Below are 17,717 nucleotides of genomic sequence, written 5' to 3' on the forward strand. Positions count from 1 at the left end.
AGCTTCATTTGTTGGTCCCCCCTCTTACTCACTAGCTGCTTTTCATCGACGATTCAGGCACTGGGTTTACTTCCAGCGATTATACATTGAATTGTCACTAGTATGCATGTAATAAAAATGGTAAGATTATGAAATAAGAACAAAGGTTCCTATCTAGGTGATTCCATGAAACTAGCATACTCTCCCACTCCACTTGAAACCTGGATAAGCCACTTTTACAAACAACTTGGGATAAAACACCCGAGGAACTGGATGAACAGCGTATAGCAAGGTCACTGGGCATCTATCTCTTTTACAAAGAGATCCCATCAATGGCATATGAATTCGGCCGCTTCAAAAGTATAACGATAGACAAACGACTCCCTTCACTTATGCAAAGGGAGCATTTTTATCATGAGCTGTGTCATATCCTCCGTCATTCCGGACGCCAACTAATGATGCCAGTTGCCTTTCGTGAACTACAGGAATGGGATGCAAGGAATTTTACGAGGTACGCTGCCTTACCCCTACATATGCTGAAGAACTATGATTACAAGCAGCCTGAAATACTAGATATCTTATCAGATCAGTTTAAGGTTACACCGGAGCTTTGTTCTGATAGGTTGCTGAGAATCAAATCAAAATTGTCATGCAACCCAATCCGATTCATCTCGTAACAAATCAAAAGGACAAATTAATATAGGAGGGAACCATGTTGCGGTTAGGAGTTTATGCACGTGTTAGTTCAGACGATCAAGCAGAACGTGGTACAATCGAAAACCAGCTCGAGTTTGCTCGTAAGTATGCGGATCTCCATCAGTTAGAAATCGTTAAGTGGTACAAGGATGACGGCGTTACAGGAACCGTCCCACTAGAAGCTCGTCCAGCCGGCCGCGAATTGTTACAAGATGCTAAGAACGGAATTATCGATCTTCTTCTTATTTACCGGTTAGACCGACTTGGTCGATCCGCCAGAATCATCCTGAATTCCGTTCATGAGCTAGAAACTGACGGTGTAAAAATCCGTTCCATGACGGAGCCCTTCGATACTGGTGACCCATCTGGTCGTTTTCTTCTAACCATTCTGGCTGGAGTTGCTGACTTAGAACGGGAGACCATCCTGGAACGTCTGTGGTACGGCGCAAACCGCGCTGCACGATCCGGCAAATGGCTTGGAGGTATTGTCCCCTACGGTTATCGAGTAGACAGTGAAGGCTATCTAGAGATTTGTGAAGAGTTACTCCCCCAATCAGACATGACAGAAGCCGGAGTTGTTAGGCTAATCTTTCACATGCTAGCTAACCAAGGCCATTCCTGCATTAAAGTATCAGACTACCTGAATGCACTAGGCGTCCCTACGGCATACGCCAAGGATGATCGGAAAGTAACTCGTGGCAAACGAAAAGAGAATACTGCGGGTATCTGGCGACCCTCTAGAATACGTGGGATTATAACGAATACCTCTTACAAGGGAGTACATTTCTATGGAAAACGGAGCACACGAAAGCGCGATGTCATCGAACGTGAAGTTCCAGCCATCGTTGATGTAGAAACGTGGGAAAAAGCACAGAAAGTCCTTCGAAGTAACCAAATTGAAGCTATGCGTAACATCAAGAATCAATATTTACTACGTAGCTTACTAAAATGTCAGTGTTGCGGATTAACTTATGTGGGGATTCATTATCCTGGAAGTAAACGAGCGCTAAAAGGGTACTACACTTGCACAGGAAAGCAAGCATATAAGGGCCCGATGCAAGGTAAATGTACTTCGAAAAATTTGCCGCAAGATTGGATCGAGGACCTTGTGTGGAGAGATTGCTTGGCCTTTATTAATCAGCCAGGGGAAGCCCTTCAGGAGATTGCTGCAGCTAGAGAAGTAAAGCAGACTGAGAAGGTCGATTTGGAGTCCGAAATAGCACTTATTCAAAAGAGCATCGATGATAAAGATATAGAACGTCAAAGTATCCTGGACCTCTTCCGTAAAAGCATCATCACTTTTACCGATTTAGAGAAACAGATCCAAAAAATAAATCAAGAGAAAGAGCTCCTCGAGCAACGCATAAAAGAAATACGAACCTCATTGCAAATCGACCACGATTATTCTACTAAGGTAAAGAATGCTTTTCAATTACTCACATCATTACGAAACAAACTAGATGACAATCCCTCATTTGAAACGAGACGTGAAATTGTGAAGGCTTTGGTCCAACGCATTCAGGTACATACAACACCTAGCGTAGGTTCAAAACGTCCTCGTGCTTCAGTCACCGTTCAGTATTGTTTTGCCAAGGATATTATCTACACGGACAAGGATTGCATGAACCAATTAACAGAAACCGAGCAGGAAAGGTAAAAACCTGCTTAGATCGTCCAATCGTAACAGCCCCTGATTCTAGCGGCTGGCGCAGTACCTCTAATACATGCCGAGAAAACTCGGGCATCTCATCAAGAAAGAGGATTCCGCCGTGAGACAAGCTACACTCTCCGGGACGCGGGATTTGCGTACCACCGCCAATCAGTGCAGTAGCGGTAATCGTATGGTGTGGAGCACGAAAAGGTCGCTCCTCAACGAGCCCACTCTCCCGCTTCAATTGACCAGCAATACTGTATATTTTCGTCACTTCGTAAGATTCATGAATGGTCATGTTCGGCATGATACCAGGCAGGCAAGTAGCTAAAAGGGTTTTCCCTGAACCTGGAGGCCCCACCAATATCACATTATGAAATCCAGCTGCTGCGATCTCCAAGCCACGTTTTACAAATTGCTGTCCGTAAACATTGGCAAAGTCCGGGGGCAGTTGGTTTTTATTTGTCTTGCCTGTTTCCGATTCGGAAAAAATCAAGTCTGAGTTCTTACTATGAAGTCCTTCTTTCCAGTAGTTCACGGCCTCTTCCAAATTACTCGCAGGCAATACGGTAATGTCGACGAGCTGTGCTTCCGCTGCATTTTGCTCGGGGAGAATCACGTGGGTAAATCCTACATTTTTAGCTTCTAGCAAAATGGGGAGTACACCCGTTACAGGGCGAAGAGAACCGTCTAATGCCAACTCTCCAAGAACGAGGATTCTCTCTGGTCTAGGGAGCATTTGCTTCGAGGCAAGTAAAATACCGAACGCAATAGCTAGATCGAAACCAGAACCTTCCTTGCGCTGGTCTGCTGGTGCTAGGTTAACGGTGATCCGCTGCATTGGGTAGTCGTATCCTGCGTTACGAAGGGCAGCACGAACACGATCTCTCGCTTCTTTTACTGCAGAACCCCCCAGTCCGACCAAGTCGAATTGAGGCAAGCCATTTGCTATGTCTGTTTCGACAGTGACGACCATTCCATCTATGCCGAGCACCGTGCCTGAATAACTGCATGCGTACATGTTCTCTCCCCCTCTGGTTATAGGGTAGGAAAAGATAGAGGGGGTGGGCAAGTAAATTGGAGCTTTTGCCTTAGCGTTTAATAAAAATTTGTCAAGAGCTATAATTTTGGACTTCATTATTTATACTGGGTATAGAAATTAAAACTTGAACAGTTGAATATCGGCTCAACTGCTACTTCTCGGATCTATTAGCGAAGATGAATCGCTTTACTTTTGACATACTATAATTTATATTGGTCAATTAGATCTCCCCAGCCCTCTTCCCGAGTCATTCGTACGTCAGTTGTTCGCCTGTACCTTCGTGACCTCAAGTTCTCTCTTGGATGGAATATAACAAATTTTGAAATCCTCCAATTGTTTTTCTGATTTTGTCTAGGCGTTCCCTACAACTTGATAAATTTCTCCTAATGATTTATTAACTTTATCTTTATTTTCAGTTTGTTCATCCTCTTCTTCGTACAAAGATCCCACAAACTTATTTGTACTACTAAAGCAATTTTAAAATAGTTCTAGTGGTTCATCACCATACCAAGTGATAGAATCTTTATTCTGATAAATATTCAGAAGCTTATCTTGCATAAAACTAGTAATTGGTTCTGATAATAGTATGTTTCTAAAAATTCGAGTAATTTCTGATTCAATTTCTTGTTTAGTTAGGGTATAGCCATTTAAGAAATTCTTCATATAGATTTGCCGAAGAATTGTAGCCTTTCCACTATTATTTCGTCCACATATCACATTTATTTTACCTAGATTTTGTAATCTACACTTCTCCATGATTTCCTCATCCAAAATCTCAATATTAGTAATTCCCAAAATGGAATCGCCTCCATATGAAGCTTATTCTAAATACCATAACATAATCGTTCCTTATATATTAACAATTCCTAAATGTAAGTCTATAATGATGTAAATTCAAGTAAGAACCGTTTGATCAATGTTGTGATAACTCTATGAATCATGACCTGGTTCTCAAGGAGCTCCAAATTGATTTAGTTTACGTTAAGTACCTTGAGCCAGGTTGTTGCCGTATAGGAAATAGAGTGTGACAACGAATCTAAACGATCCGCATCTTTACAATGATAAGGGAGGAGAAATCATTAGTATGGACCTTTTTGAGAAATGCGAGAATGTTGATTCAAAAGATGAACTCATTGAATTTATAAAGGCATTACACCACGACCTTCAAGTGAACCCTGAGGAATGGGAAAACCTATCGCTCGCTGCCTTTCTGGAGGCAATGGAATCCTGGATGGAAGATACAACAGATATGGGGTGTCTTCCAGATCAACCCGAATGGAAGTCACTTGCTGCCATTTTATACATAGGGAAGATTTATGAGTAGTTTTTTGGAACAAATTATGTGAGGTATGAGAGGTATCATACGGAACTGAGTATATGAAATGACAAGAAGACTCGATAACAATATTCGGCTCTTTCCTCGCTTATTTAATTGTGTTTATAAAATACAATTGCCCCACAAAAGGGGCAATTGTTTCAAAATGTTTTTCTTATATGGCGCTGTGTAATTATAAGTTACTTCTTTATTATTGTGGATTTTCAATAAAAGATATTTCTTGTGTTTTATCTTCCTTTATATTTCTAATTTTGTCAAACTCCCCCCACCTATCTACATAGTCTGAACTTTCTTGTACCCAGAATCGTAATACAACATTTGAACCATGAATCCTCATGCAAGGGATAATAAATTGAGGAACGGAAACAGAAGGGAGACGACAATTTGAATAAGAATTGTCAAAAATATTATTAACTTCTTTCCCCTTATAATTTACATATTTGTTAGTTCCCCTATCAAACTTGTCAACGTTATTACCTGCATAATGGAATAATGTTGGACAAATTCCTAGTTGCTCCATTTGCATAATTATACTAGAAATAGCACGACAAGCATTGTCTATTTCATCATTAAGTGGGAAATCATTTCTTTTATGTTCTATTCTATTACGTATGTTAGCAACTCGATTTCGTTCCAAAGTATTAGTAATATCAATTAAAAAATTTAGAATTTGTTGTCTATCATCATCTCTTAGATCCAACAATAAAGGTTTATGTTGAAAAGGGAATTTAATAACATTCGTTCGATTGTAATAGCCAGGAGTCTCGTCTATAGTTCTTTTATAGCTCTCCTTTTCTTCTAATATCTTTAAACATACATCTCTCAATATTGAAAAACCCTGAATTAAAGGACCTAATGTATTTTTCCCTTGCTCATCATATACTAATGGGGATCCATTAAATGACTTTTGTCCTGAAAGAGTATATGCCATAAATTTCCTTGCTTCCTCATGATTAAATTTAAAGCCTGTATCAGCGTAATGATTGGCGAGTAGCGCCCAAGTTGAAAACGATAAACTATAATCCAATACTTCTTCTAGTGACACAAAGAAATTGACTCCTGAACTACGAATCATTTCTTTAATACTTTCATCGGGAGAATTAGTCTTTATTGTCGTTTGAGTAAACTTTTCCAAGCGATCCCAAAACAACTTGTGTATATCTGGAAATAGAGATAAATCATACCCGAGTTTCCATAGAATTTTATTAATAAGCTTCTCCTCTTCATTTGTAGAAGTTGGTATATAGAAATTACCAAAACGTAAAAAATCAAACGTGCTTCTCATTTTCTGCGGACTTGCAAAAACTAATTCCTTAATTATTCTTTTAGGATCTTCTACTGTCAAATAGTGATTTAATTTATCATGAGTGTTATCACCCTCTTGATGTCGAAGATACCAATTTAAATCTTCATCATTATTATATAGACTTTCAATTAAGTTTTTTAATCTTATCGAAGGCGATTTTCTAAGTGGTAATGCACGAATTCCAAAAAAAGAGGCCTCAATATATGTGTCGAAGTAGTTTCGACCATAATATTGATATCGTGTTTCTCTTTTTTCAGTGTAAGGTATTTTAATGATATTATTATCAATTAGATACTCTATAACTGTTATAATACTGTTATTTTCTAGTAATAATATTAGCTGGATACACTCTTCTCTACTTAACTGTTCACATATTTGATCTGATGAACCATATAACCTTCTTTCATTTTTCGGGAAAAGTGCTCTAATTTCTTTTGAGTAACTATCAATTGAGTACTTTAATATGTTTTTTATTTCTAACTCACTAAATGCATTAGTTAAGAGAATTGTGAGTTCTCCTAGATGCATATCATCATAATAATCCGGCAATCCGAGTTGAGTATACTTTATGTTTGATTTTTTTGCTGCTTCATTTTTTTTGAGTTCGTCTTCCAAATACTCTAGCACTTTAGATGTTAAACAATTACCAGTCGATAATCCAGCCGAGTGTACACGTCTACATGCTGGTTCATTACAATGCCATATGTAAGAAGTTCTAATGGGCTGATTCAATCTTTTATCTAAAGATGTTAATACCCCAAACGGCCCCACAATGTAATTACCTATTTGGAAAATTCCTTGAGGAGTATCAGATAGTAATTTTATAGTTTCATCATAGGGAATTTCTTTATAACGGATAGTAAAGAGTTCAGAGTACTTATCGTACAGTAGCCTATCATAAATCCACGGAAATAATAACTTTCTATTTAACACTTCGTTTTCGAAAGCTTCTTTTACTAAAGAAGTGTCTGTTTTTTCCCAATCAATAAACGAAAATGTCGGAGTACTAGCAATAAACATAGCTAATTTTATTTCTGGATCAGTAACATCCCTAAAAGCTGATTCAACGTACTTGTAATATTGATTCCCTTTTTCATTTAACGCAATGCGACTATATTTATCGGATGCTTTATAGTCAGATAAAACAATGCATTTTTTGAAAAATAGACTAAATATATATCCAAACTGCTCTTTATTTATATCTAAGTTTTCAACAGCAACTACTTCTCTCATTTTTAACCTCTCTACTTTTTGACTTTTTTGATTTAATTTCGCCGAAAGTGGATTAGCTAATATTAAATCTACTTTGTAGGATTTAATAAATTCTTTGTACACAACCACTACTAAAAAATGTTCAAGATCTCAAAAATCTCGTTTGCTTAATAAAGATCATTAGATGAAATACAGCCTATACATCTCCTTTACTGTAAGCTATTTTCGAAAGGACTTGGTTCACCACAACAACGATAGAATGCAGTAAATTTTTTCGCGAAATAGCATAACTCTACCAGTCCTTTTGTAATCTTTTAACACATGAATCACTCGGAATTTTTGCTAAGAACATACGCTTGAATATCGGATTGCGAGCTGAAGTTTCTAATAACAAATTTTTTCTTCCTCTATTTATTTGTTGGATTATTAACTGATTATGTTCATAGGAATCATGTAAAAAATGTGCTTCTATGACAATTAGGACAAATGGCAGCGACCCACCCCGGATGATCTAGTCCTCAATCAAAACTCGCAGAAGTTTTGCACTAAAAACAGGTCTTCGCTACCGTCATTATAGATTAATGTTGCTTACCTCGCATAGCAATTGGCTTATTAAGTAAATTTCTATTAATGTAGCTTGTTTTTCCTTCTAATACTCTTTTCTAAAAAAGTTACTCCCATTTGGCTATTTAGTTTTCCCCTATAGATTTGTTCTCACATCACTCGAATTAATCTATTTAATTCCTCTATAATTATTTCATCAATCATTTCTCTGTTTAAATCCAATCTTGCTTTTCTCATAGTTTTATTCTCGGTTGAAAAATAATAATCGAAGTCAATTGTACATTTTTCGTTCTCCAAATATTCCCTTGTAATTACTGAGGGAAAAGGAATGAAATCAGAAGTCTCATTAATAATTACCCCTTTTACACTGTATAATTTTAAGATTTCCTTTAAACCAATATCATGAGATAAGAAGAATGGAATAAAAAACTACTTACTCCTCCAAACCTCATCAAAAATTCCATAATCCGTGGTGCAGTAAAATCCCATGCAAGGTTTTCTATTAAATCAAGAATCTTCTGCGGCGCAGTATCCTTATTTATTTTCCTAAATATTCTAACGCCCCCTTTTTCCTTGAAGTATTTGTAGGCTACCATCGCCTCTCTTTCATAGTAGACTCCTACTTTTTCGTTCATAAAATCAAAAAGCTCCTTCATTTTCTTTTGAGGACTTCTATTACTTGAAAAATGAATTTGAAAAACACCAATTAAAAATAAGGTCAATTGCTTTTGCAAGAATCTTAATTGCTTCAGATGATCCTTCCCTTCTTGAGTACAAAACAGTTTTCCAATAAGCTCTTCGACATTTTGTCTGGCTTCAATAGGGGAAAGTATATATTTTACTTTTCCTTTCTCTCTGTATAGCTTTTCATCAGTACTCTTAAACAATTCTAGACTTACTAAGTTTTCATAGATATCTTGGTGCATATTTTTGAAATAATCCATATCATAATGAAGTTCTAAATCTAAAGCCTTTGAATTCTCTACTAAATAAAAGTAATAATCGTATTGGAAATTTTCACGAAGTAATATATCAATAGATTTAAAGATTTCATTTTTAAAATTATTAGTATTATTATTTACAAACTGATGAATATAACTAGCATAATTGGTATCAAACATAACTGAATAATCAATTGGAATATCGAACTTATCTAATGTGATCATCTTTTTCAAAATATCGTTATCAATAAAGAAGATGTTTTCTGATTGAAGATACGATATAAAATCATTATCTTCAGAGTAAAGAACTTTAATAAAAGTATCCGGAAGAAAACTATTACTAAAGTGTTCAAGCGTGATAATAGCCCTTAATTTATCTTCAATTGGTCCCATCATACTCCATGCCATTCCAACTTCGTATGGACTATTAGCTTTAGATAAAAAATACAATAATTCTTCTGTCTGCATACTTTCTTGCTCCCTAATATTTGATGATCTGTTACCCACTTAGGATGATCTGAATGTCAGCTACTTGGCAAATAAGAGTGAATGTATATATTTCGGCAAATAGTCCCATTTACCTACTACATTCGATCTGGTTTATCCGACATAAAACGACAAAACCTCCTGATCAGTGATCAAGAGGCTGTTTACTGTCTTCTATTCAGAGTACGTTAAAATCAGTGACTATTGAGACTATATTTCCACCTTCGTCAATTCCCCAATATGAAGCATAAAAACCATCCCCGTAACCAGAACGGAAAATCATAACATTTAGTCCTTTATCTTCACTAACGATGAGATTACACCATGTATCGTTGTTCTCGGTCAACAAATCATCTACAACGTCATCATAAAAGCTAATAAAATCTTCTCCACGCTCTCGCTGAATTTTGGTTTCTAGTTCATCCATTTTTATGATCGCTTCACCGTCAGCAAAACAGCCTAGTCCTGTATCTACGGGATAGCCGTATATGTGCCCTTCCTCTAAATTATCTATACGTTGCCCCTCTTTAGTAGCCATTTCCCAACGAACTGGCTGGGATTCAGAAAACTTCAACTCAACAGCCGCTATGCAGTCTCCTTCGTCGTTCCACCAAGCAACAACTGGATACTCCCCAGGCGCTATTGATCGTTCGAATGGAACCGGATGGGAAATCATTGGATCACAGGCAACAATTTTACCCGAATAAAGTTTTAGCTTTTCCAGATTTTCCGGACGTAGTGCACCATTGTATATCTCATGCAGTAACTTTGACATAATACTCAAACCTTTCTATTTATGATGTTAGTAATAACTAGCATCTTCTAATAATTGCTGAGTTTCCGGTACTTTTACATAGAATTGTCACTAGTAAGAAGGTAGGGCAAATGGTAATATAATACAATAAGAACAAGTGTTCTCAATAAATGATTTGATGAAATTGTCCTACTCTACTACCCCACTCGAAACCTGGATAAGCCACTTCTACAAACAACTTGGCATAAAAACACCTGAAGAACTGGAGGAACAACGTATGGCAACAGCATTAAACATCCATCTCTTGTACAAAGAACTCCCATCAATGGCATATGAATTCGGCCGTTTCAAAAGCATAACGATAGACAAAAGACTCCCTTCACTTATGCAAAGGGAGCATTTTTATCATGAGCTTTGTCATATCCTTCGTCATTCCGGACGCCAGCTAATGATGTCCACTGCCTTTCGTGAGCTACAGGAATGGGATGCAAAGAATTTCACGAGATACGCTGCCTTACCCTTACATATGCTGAAGAACTATGATTACAAACAGCCTGAAATACTAGATATCTTATCAGAGCAGTTTAAGGTTACACCGGAACTTTGTTCTGATAGGCTGCTGAGAATCAAATCAAGATTGTCCTGCAACCCTATCCGATTCATCTCGTAACATTTCAAAAGGACAATTCAAAAATAGGAGGGAACCATGTTGAGGTTAGGAGTTTATGCACGTGTCACAAGCAGAACGAGGTATGATCGAAAATCAGCTAGAGTTTGCTCGTAAGTATGCGGATCTCCACCAGCTAGAAATCGTTAAGTGGTACAAGGATGATGGTGTTACTGGAACAATCCCATTAGAAGCTCGTTCAGCCGGCCGTGAACTGTTACAAGTTGCTAAGAACAAAGAAATCGATCTACTTCTCATTTACCGTTTAGACCGGCTTGGAAGATCTGCGAGGATTATCCTGAATTCAGTTCATGAGCTAGAAACTGACGGTGTAAAAATCCGTTCCATGACGGAGCCCTTCGATACTGGTGACCCATCCGGTGGCTTTCTTCTAACCATTCTAGCAGGGATAGCTGACTTAGAGCGTGAGACCATCATAGAACGTCTGTGGTACGGAGCAAACCGCGCTGCACGGGCTGGTAAATGGCTTGGAGGTATTGTCCCCTATGGATACCGCGTAGACAGTGAAGGCTATCTGGAGGTTTGTGAAGAGCTACTCCCCCACTCAGATATGACAGAGGCGGGAGTTGTAAGACTAATCTTCCATATGGTGGCTAACCAAGGCCACTCATGCATAAAAGTCTCCGAATACTTAAATGCCTTAGGTGTTCCTACAGCTTACGCAAAGGATGGTCGGAAAGTTACTCGTGGCAAACGAAAAGAGAATACGGCGGGTATATGGCGCCCCTCAAGAATACGTGGGATCATTACGAGTACCACTTACTATGGATTACATATCTATGGAAAACGGAGCAAAAGAAAACGTGATTTGATAGAACGTGAAGTTCCAGCCATCGTTGATATAGAAACGTGGGAAAAAGCACAGAAAGTCCTTCGAAGTAATCAAATAGAAGCTATGCGTAACACCAAGAATCAGTATTTACTTCGAAACCTACTAAAATGTCAGTGCTGCGGGCGCTTGTAATAATGGAATCTAACATCCGGTTACCATTAATGTTGATTTAGATATACGAACGAATTAGGATGCCTTAAGTATCCCCACTTAAAATCTTTATTCAAATAGAAGCAATAATCACCATCTGGGCAAAACCATATCCATCCGATTGCCTTACCATCCTCTGGATGTGGATTATAGAGGTAGCATTCGTGGTGCCAATCAAGTGATCTCGTCATCTGTATATTCAGTAATATCAAAAGTAACAAAAGGAATCAGTAAACGAAAGGAAGGCCAATCACTGCTATGGATACTTAGTTTGAAATTGAAATCCTTACAAAATTTACCCCACACCAGACGATATTGCTCATCCGACAAAGGGATCCAATTGTTCCCATCTCCTCTCAAGGGCCAATTAATTTCCGTAGCCATTGATCTTCAAAAACTAGCAAAGAGAAAAATAGCTGGCAGTTAACCAAAAAGGTCTGCACTATTCCCACTCTCCCATACATTTATGGAAAACTTTCACTCCAGCAGGTATACTGCAAATAAACAGGTAAGGAGTTGGTTCGATTTGATTTTTACTGTTGATCATCATCAAATTTCCATACACCACGAATATGCTGAACCTGTTCAGATCGACTGGGACGAAGTATACAGTGTCTCTTACTATAAGATCGATTGCATCGAGTACGAAATGGGTTACCTCGTTTTTGACTTGGTATACGGTGAGTTCATTGAGATTAATGATAGTGATCAAGATTGGGAAAAAATCGTCAATGATCTCGAAAAATACTTACCCTCGCAAACAAGCGATTGGAGGCATTCATTACGTAGTTGGTCGATCGACGACGGTATTCTTTATCTTTATGAAAAAACGTAAGAACGAGGCGAACTGAACCTCCTCACTTTATCCAACGATTTAGAACGTGTATTATTGCTGAAACCATTTGAATATGATGGGGAAAACGATAATCGCTGGTCCTGGACTTATAATCGGCCACCTTTATCTTCACTGCTTTCTCTTCCATTCATTCAGTAGTTCAATGATTTGCTGGTTTTGATCCACTTGCGTTACGATGTTCTGGTTCATCCTCCGAATCACGTCGTAGATGGCAAAAAGTCCTGCCAACAGTAGAAAAGCAAACAACAATTCCATGCCGTTTTTACCTCCTTTTACGATTAACGATGATATAAAAAAGACCCGCGATCAATGCGAGTCTTTTCTCATGCTGTGTTGTTTCTTCTTGAGCAAATCGAGCTACTTCTGATAGACAGAGATATACTCTTTTTTCACGTGATCTGCTAACCAAACGAGCTCATTTCCATGGTAAAACTTCACACCATCTTGCCAAGCTTGCCTCGCATCGATTCGCAAAAGTACGGGATGATCGTCTCGTCTTTTCCCAACCTGCTGTGCTGTTTGGACGTCTTCAGACAGATGCACATACTGTCTTCCTTTTGGAACAAGCCCGCTAGTCAAAATAGAATCGAGGAATCTTTGCGGCGTACCGTGAAAAAGAAACGCAGGTGGTTCTTTTTCTTCCTTTTGAATCTTTTGCGGCATTGAATGTCCATAGAGGGCGCGAATTTTGCCTTGATTGATCTCATGACGCTTTTTTTCTGATAACGCAATCATCGTATGTAAATCTTCTTCGGCAACCGCTCGCCACTTGCGCTGTTCATGAAGTGACAAAAGCAATTGCTTAATAGGTACCCATCCTTGTTCGTCTAACTCAAGCTCATATTCATGGGGGGCATGACGAAGCGCATAGGACAGTTCTTTACTCAATTTTTGATAATCCATACACTCATCTCCCATTACAACAGGTCATAGCCACTTCTTTTACGCAAAAAAGTAACCGAGACTCACGATTGCAGCAATAAATAGGTGAACGATGAAATTTCCTGTTAGTCGAACCCAGAGCAGTTGGCTTTTCATCGTCCAAAATCCATAGAGGAGAGCAACGATCAGGTAAGCCAGAACATAAATGAAAAACACAGGACTGCTCTCCTCTTTAGGACATTTCTTTTTTTATGTTAGCAATTAGCTTGTCAGCATTGTTTTCATCGTTATCAAACATAACCAGGTCTTGCAAAGCAATCCCTTCTACGGATTGAATTGCTGTGGACATAGAATCGGCCAGTTGCTGCATATCAGCTTTGTCTGCTATTTCAACATCTAGAACCAGTACAAGTTTTTTCTTCATGGTGATAATCCTCGCTTTACGATAAGTATGGATAGTGCAATCGAGCCATATCATCCCCATTATACATAATAATCCGGTATACATCGACAACTGGTAATCACAGCTTTATTCCGGAATATCTATATATGCGGAAACACTCGATTTTAATATCTCGATCAGCACCTCATCCATGTATATGTATTCATCAGGGATGCCCAAGCAAATGATCCTTTTATCCATCAGTTCCGAGCTAAACTTTTCTTGTAACCGCCTTACATGTTTTTTCTCCATACAAAAAATGAAATCAGCCCAGCCGATAAGACCACTTGTTACTTTGATACGCGCCCCAGTTTCAGTACCTGCTGATCTTACTTCATAATCATTAATCCCGTGAAAAATCTTTTCTGCTGTCAAGCTCCTCCATTTATTTCTACTGCAAATGAACAGTAGCTTCATTCTTCCTCCTCATCTAAATCTTCAAACTTCCATTCCTCTGGTACCGGATAATAAGCGTCATACTCTTTCTTGGCATCCTCGCTCATTTCCTCTAGCCATGGCCAATAATGCATGACATAGTCCTCACCAAATCCCATCCGCCAAAACAAACTATAAGGATGCTCTTCTGGAAACACAATCCATGGTGGCAAATAGAAATGCGGTTGATACCCCTCTAGGCTTTCACGTACTTCCATCCACAATCTTCCTAGTATGTTTCGTTCGTTACTCGTACGATCGATTAAGGCTGCATCCCCAGTAGAAAGCAGAATTTCACGAATGACAGGGTACTGTTCTACTTTTGCTTGTAATACCTTGCGCGTGATCTCTTTTTCAAAGATAGTTCCCGAAACTTTCTTGGCTTGCAGATAGTGTTCCGAAGTTGTCCATCGTTCCCCTTCCACCTCTATCGGATGACCAGAGAAATGGGAGAAGCAGCCGTAAGGTTTTTCTGGTTGATCGAAGTGAATTTCAAGAGGTTGCTGTATATGTTTTCGGATATGATCCTGCATGAATATTTGTACCTCCCTATCTAGCGTAGCGTTTTCATAATGACTACCTGACATTCCACGCCTTCTGTAAATACTTCCGAAATATATCATCCAGCTTGTCTGTTGGGTCATCCAGCTCATTTGTATATTGGCTAGTCAGTGCAGTCAGACGCTCAATATGTTCCTCAATAAAATGGTGAAGCTCTTCTATTCTTGGCTCCCAGTTCAACTCATCCCCAGCTATTTTTCTTTGGAGCAACTCAGAAATTTTACCTTTTAACCTAGAATCGGTTATCAGCTCTGAAACTAACTGATCAAATCCAATGGGGGGGTTCGTATGATTCGTTTCGATCCAGATACATGCGAGGATCGGGCGTAACACGTAAAAATACTTTTTGATTTTGACTTGCTCCCCTTGCAGATAGTCCCGAAAATTCCCCTTTGCCATACTGAGGTAATGATGCAAGGAAGCCTTTGGCGAAAATACTTCCCCTTGCAATCTTACCAGCTCATCTCGAAAGCCAAGTGTATCGAGATAGACGATATCTGACACAAGCCATTCTTGTAGAGGCGGATTCGATTTTCGATATAGCTTGAGGGCTTTTCGAATATCCCAGCCATTTATATCTAAAAGGTCATTGATCGGTACTTCTACAACATCCCGTTTGTCGTCAATGGACAAATACCATTCTGGTTTCTTCACATAGACAAAACGTACATCATAATCGCTATCTTTGGACGGAAATCCCCATGCCCGGCTTCCTGATTCAACAGCGAACAATATTTTCAAGTCATGCTCTTGCTCGATTTCTTTTAACTTTTCCAAGATGATCTCTCTCAAGGTTAATTCCTCCTCCACAACAACTAACAGGGTTACCTTTCATTTTGAAAAAAACTCGCTGAACCAATTAAGATTCAGCGAGCTTTCTATCCTATCTTATTTTACGGTAACTTCAATTTCCACTGTAGAGCCTTTGTATTTTGCTGTAATAGTAGCCTTACCTTTCTTTTTCCCTTTTACAGTTCCATTGTCTGATACAGTGGCTACAGCAGACTTGGAGGACTTCCATGTAGCTTTGGTACCACTGATATCATCGCCATCATAGGTGAGTCTAATCTTTTCGGAGTCACCTTTTTTGAGCGAAATAGAGTCGTCATCTGCCTCCAACTTGCCTGAGCTTGAGCCGCCAACTTTTACCTCAATCTCCACTTTTTCGCCTTTATACGTAGCTGTAATCGTTGCCGTTCCTTTTCCTTTTGCAGTAATCGTACCACTGCTGCTGACAGTCGCTACAGAAGTTTTAGAGGATTTCCATGATGCTTTAGAACCACTGATGATGTCGCCATCATACTTCAATACAACGATTTCTCTATCACCTTTATCCATGGTGAGGCTGGTATCATCAGCTTCCAGTGATGAGGAGGAACCATCAACAGTTACATCAATATCTACTGTTTCGCCTCTGTAACTAGCTGTAATCGTTGCCTTACCCTTACCTGTCGCTGTAATAGTACCGCTACTGCTGACAGTTGCTACGGAAGATTTAGAAGTTTTCCAGGAAGCTTGGGAATTACTGATCACAGCACCATCGTAAGTCAGAATAATGATTTCACGATTTCCTTTCTTCATGGAAAGTTTCGTGTCGTCCGCTACCAGCTTACCTGAGGTATTTGCATCAACTTTTACTTGGATCTCTACCTTGTCACCTTTGTATTGAGCTGTAATGTAAGCAGTTCCTTTACCTTTAGCTGTTACAACCCCGTCACTTACAGTTGCGACAGACGAATTGGATGTTTTCCAAGTTGCTTTGGAACCAGACAATCTTTCATCGTCATATCTTAACTGAATAGTCTCTTTTTGTCCGTCTTTCAAGGAAATACTAGTATAATCCGCTTCCAGTTTACCTGAAGCATCCGTATCGACATAGACGTCAATTTCTACCTCGTCGCCCTTGTATTTAGCAGTAATCGTAGCTGTACCTTTGGCTCTAGCAGTAACGACCCCATCATCACTGACTCTAGCTACGGAAGTATCCGACGATTTCCAAGTTGCTTTGGAACCAGACAGTTTATCATCGTCATAAGTCAATTTAATTGTTTCTTTATCGCCTTTTTCCATCTTGAGTCGAGAGACGTCTGCTTCTAGTTTCCCATCTGAGTTGCTTTGGCCAACATTTACTTCAATTTCTACTTTTTGGCCTCTATATTCTGCAGTAATGATTGTGCTTCCAGAAGATACAGCCTTTATTTCACCATCATCTACAGTAGCAATGGATTTATCCTCAGAACGCCAATCTGCCTTTGATCCAGCTAGAGTTTTATCAGCATATTTCAAACTAATTGTCGATTTCTTACCTTTTTTAAGATTGATTTCAGAACGATTTGCTTCCAAAATCTCAGCTTTTGAAACGGTGACTCTGATTGATACTTTATCTCCATTATATTTTGCTGTAACAAAAGTCGATCCTGCCTTCTTAGCTGTCACGACTCCATTGTAAACAGTAGCGATATCAGAAGTGCCTACTTCCCAGTTAACCAGTCCATTATCAATCGTGCTGCCATTATAAGTCAGGCGAATCGTTTCCGTTGAACCTACGGAGATATTCATTGAACTCGAGTTGGCTTTCAGGCCAGAAGTGCTTGCTACCACGCTATAGGCTTGTAAAGGTTGTGGTGTCGTGACTTGTGCAGAAGCAATACCTGTAACTGAAAACTGAACAGTACAAATAGTTGCAACCGCTAAGGAGACGTTTTTCATTAAGTTGCTTTTGATCTTTTTCATGTTTTTACCTCCAAATTATTTCCTATACTTGTATTGACGTATGAGATGGAAAAATGTCACACCAAATATGCTTTTTTTTTGAAAAATATTTGTTTTTATTTCAAACAATTGTTTGTAACCCAAATACAAAAGCAAAAAGTGACTCTAGTTATGGGCTTGTCTGTACGAATA

General features: G+C 38.8%; 21 protein-coding genes. 6 read left to right on the plus strand and 15 right to left on the minus strand.

Going from position 1 to position 17,717, the window contains the following annotated elements; genetic code table 11:
* Nucleotides 1–311: 311 nt before the first annotated feature.
* Both HP398_RS05385 and HP398_RS05390 read left to right on the plus strand, forming a co-directional pair.
* On the plus strand, nucleotides 312–656 hold the full coding sequence (locus HP398_RS05385; protein ID WP_371736716.1) for an ImmA/IrrE family metallo-endopeptidase: 345 nt from the start codon (nucleotides 312–314) through the stop codon (nucleotides 654–656).
* Between the two features lie 35 nt (nucleotides 657–691).
* Nucleotides 692–2,332 carry a recombinase family protein gene (locus HP398_RS05390; RefSeq protein WP_173622082.1) on the plus strand — a complete coding sequence of 547 codons (1,641 nt, stop codon included), beginning with the start codon at nucleotides 692–694 and terminating at the stop codon, nucleotides 2,330–2,332.
* Here HP398_RS05390 and HP398_RS05395 read toward each other — a convergent pair.
* Nucleotides 2,274–3,347 (minus strand): YifB family Mg chelatase-like AAA ATPase, encoded by a 1,074-nt coding sequence (locus tag HP398_RS05395; protein ID WP_173622083.1) that lies wholly within the window; start codon nucleotides 3,345–3,347, stop codon nucleotides 2,274–2,276. The genes HP398_RS05390 and HP398_RS05395 overlap by 59 nt on opposite strands.
* A 498-nt stretch (nucleotides 3,348–3,845) precedes the next feature.
* Nucleotides 3,846–4,163: an AAA family ATPase gene (locus HP398_RS05400; protein WP_173622084.1), complete on the minus strand. Its 318-nt coding sequence runs from the start codon at nucleotides 4,161–4,163 to the stop codon at nucleotides 3,846–3,848.
* Nucleotides 4,164–4,452: 289 nt separating this feature from the next.
* On the opposite strand from HP398_RS05400, the gene HP398_RS05405 reads away from it, so the two are divergent.
* Nucleotides 4,453–4,692, plus strand: coding sequence for a DUF7660 family protein (locus HP398_RS05405; protein WP_173622085.1), 240 nt, complete (start codon nucleotides 4,453–4,455; stop codon nucleotides 4,690–4,692).
* 202 nt (nucleotides 4,693–4,894) lie between these two features.
* Here HP398_RS05405 and HP398_RS05410 read toward each other — a convergent pair whose 3' ends face one another.
* From HP398_RS05410 to HP398_RS05420, 3 genes are all read right to left on the minus strand, one after another.
* A complete protein-coding gene (locus tag HP398_RS05410) occupies nucleotides 4,895–7,345 on the minus strand; it encodes a hypothetical protein (RefSeq protein WP_173622086.1) in 2,451 nt (816 codons plus the stop codon).
* Nucleotides 7,346–8,175: 830 nt separating this feature from the next.
* Nucleotides 8,176–9,195, minus strand: a complete 1,020-nt coding sequence (locus HP398_RS05415) for a hypothetical protein (protein WP_173622087.1) — start codon at nucleotides 9,193–9,195, stop codon at nucleotides 8,176–8,178.
* Nucleotides 9,196–9,391: 196 nt separating this feature from the next.
* The gene (locus HP398_RS05420; protein WP_173622088.1) at nucleotides 9,392–9,988 is read right to left on the minus strand and encodes a DUF4241 domain-containing protein; all 597 of its coding nucleotides are present in this window, start codon (nucleotides 9,986–9,988) and stop codon (nucleotides 9,392–9,394) included.
* A gap of 256 nt (nucleotides 9,989–10,244) precedes the next feature.
* On the opposite strand from HP398_RS05420, the gene HP398_RS05425 reads away from it, so the two are divergent.
* Together HP398_RS05425 and HP398_RS05430 are read left to right on the plus strand one after the other, a co-directional pair.
* On the plus strand, nucleotides 10,245–10,637 hold the full coding sequence (locus HP398_RS05425) for an ImmA/IrrE family metallo-endopeptidase (RefSeq protein ID WP_254475891.1): 393 nt from the start codon (nucleotides 10,245–10,247) through the stop codon (nucleotides 10,635–10,637).
* A 61-nt stretch (nucleotides 10,638–10,698) separates the two neighbouring features.
* Nucleotides 10,699–11,619, plus strand: a complete 921-nt coding sequence (locus tag HP398_RS05430; protein WP_371736717.1) for a recombinase family protein — start codon at nucleotides 10,699–10,701, stop codon at nucleotides 11,617–11,619.
* A gap of 26 nt (nucleotides 11,620–11,645) precedes the next feature.
* On the opposite strand, the gene HP398_RS30835 is transcribed toward HP398_RS05430, so the two are convergent.
* Together HP398_RS30835 and HP398_RS30840 are read right to left on the minus strand one after the other, a co-directional pair.
* Entirely contained in the window at nucleotides 11,646–11,828 is a 183-nt protein-coding gene (locus tag HP398_RS30835) for a DUF2716 domain-containing protein (protein ID WP_254475893.1), read from the minus strand.
* The gene (locus HP398_RS30840; protein ID WP_254475895.1) at nucleotides 11,812–12,021 is read right to left on the minus strand and encodes a DUF2716 domain-containing protein; all 210 of its coding nucleotides are present in this window, start codon (nucleotides 12,019–12,021) and stop codon (nucleotides 11,812–11,814) included. Before HP398_RS30840 ends, HP398_RS30835 begins: the two co-directional genes overlap by 17 nt.
* A gap of 142 nt (nucleotides 12,022–12,163) precedes the next feature.
* Between HP398_RS30840 and HP398_RS05440 the strand changes: the two genes are divergently transcribed.
* Entirely contained in the window at nucleotides 12,164–12,472 is a 309-nt protein-coding gene (locus HP398_RS05440; protein WP_173622090.1) for a hypothetical protein, read from the plus strand.
* A gap of 129 nt (nucleotides 12,473–12,601) precedes the next feature.
* Here HP398_RS05440 and HP398_RS05445 read toward each other — a convergent pair whose 3' ends face one another.
* From HP398_RS05445 to HP398_RS05480, 8 genes are all read right to left on the minus strand, one after another.
* On the minus strand, nucleotides 12,602–12,748 hold the full coding sequence (locus tag HP398_RS05445; protein ID WP_017249352.1) for a hypothetical protein: 147 nt from the start codon (nucleotides 12,746–12,748) through the stop codon (nucleotides 12,602–12,604).
* A gap of 102 nt (nucleotides 12,749–12,850) precedes the next feature.
* Nucleotides 12,851–13,396, minus strand: coding sequence for an RNA 2'-phosphotransferase (locus HP398_RS05450; RefSeq protein WP_173622091.1), 546 nt, complete (start codon nucleotides 13,394–13,396; stop codon nucleotides 12,851–12,853).
* Nucleotides 13,397–13,435: 39 nt separating this feature from the next.
* A complete protein-coding gene (locus HP398_RS05455; RefSeq protein ID WP_017249354.1) occupies nucleotides 13,436–13,591 on the minus strand; it encodes a hypothetical protein in 156 nt (51 codons plus the stop codon).
* Nucleotides 13,592–13,607: 16 nt separating this feature from the next.
* Nucleotides 13,608–13,799: a hypothetical protein gene (locus HP398_RS05460; protein WP_017249355.1), complete on the minus strand. Its 192-nt coding sequence runs from the start codon at nucleotides 13,797–13,799 to the stop codon at nucleotides 13,608–13,610.
* 105 nt (nucleotides 13,800–13,904) lie between these two features.
* Entirely contained in the window at nucleotides 13,905–14,234 is a 330-nt protein-coding gene (locus HP398_RS05465; protein WP_017249356.1) for a low molecular weight protein tyrosine phosphatase family protein, read from the minus strand.
* Complete coding sequence (locus HP398_RS05470) at nucleotides 14,231–14,785, minus strand: NADAR family protein (protein WP_173622092.1); 555 nt, start codon at nucleotides 14,783–14,785, stop codon at nucleotides 14,231–14,233. The genes HP398_RS05465 and HP398_RS05470 overlap by 4 nt, the downstream gene beginning before the upstream one ends.
* A gap of 43 nt (nucleotides 14,786–14,828) precedes the next feature.
* On the minus strand, nucleotides 14,829–15,605 hold the full coding sequence (locus HP398_RS05475; RefSeq protein WP_173622093.1) for a nucleotidyltransferase domain-containing protein: 777 nt from the start codon (nucleotides 15,603–15,605) through the stop codon (nucleotides 14,829–14,831).
* Nucleotides 15,606–15,701: 96 nt separating this feature from the next.
* A complete protein-coding gene (locus tag HP398_RS05480; protein WP_173622094.1) occupies nucleotides 15,702–17,546 on the minus strand; it encodes an Ig-like domain-containing protein in 1,845 nt (614 codons plus the stop codon).
* Nucleotides 17,547–17,717: the final 171 nt, after the last annotated feature.

Source organism: Brevibacillus sp. HB1.4B (genome assembly GCF_013284285.1).
GTDB classification, from domain to species: domain Bacteria; phylum Bacillota; class Bacilli; order Brevibacillales; family Brevibacillaceae; genus Brevibacillus; species Brevibacillus porteri.